Raw genomic sequence first — 419 nt, forward strand, 5'->3', positions numbered from 1 at the left:
ATATGGGTTTTAGAAGTCCTGCACTTTCCGGGCGAATAAGATTTCTTGCCCGATTGGTAAATTCTGGGTGCCAAGCCAAAATATTTAACCAGAGATTTTGCGGAATCAAAATTCTTAAAGCCCGATGTAGCAGTCATAAGTTGTAATGAGGTCTTCTCACCAATTCCTGATACACTTTGTATCAAATCTTTTACTTTCTTAAATTCCTCATCCTGAAGTTTTGGAAGACGCAGTTCAACTTCTTTGATTTCTTTTTCCAACTGTTTAAGCCTTCTTTCGTAATGCTTTTCTGTGTTAGGGTTAAGATAAGGATTAAAACGTAGCGCTTTTAGTTTCACAGTATATCTGCGTTTTTCTTCTTCCAGATCATTCAAAAGTTTAATCTCCTGGTCAAGATGCTCAATCTCAATACTTTTGGA

Annotated in this window: 1 protein-coding gene; it reads right to left on the bottom strand. The window is 36.5% G+C overall.

Features of this window, described 5'->3' with window-relative positions; all coding sequences use genetic code 11:
* On the bottom strand, nt 1–419 hold a 419-nt coding region (locus QWT87_RS21140; RefSeq protein ID WP_302718727.1), incomplete at both ends, for a transposase.

This window comes from Chryseobacterium urinae, assembly GCF_030518295.1.
GTDB classification, from domain to species: Bacteria; Bacteroidota; Bacteroidia; order Flavobacteriales; family Weeksellaceae; genus Chryseobacterium; species Chryseobacterium mucoviscidosis.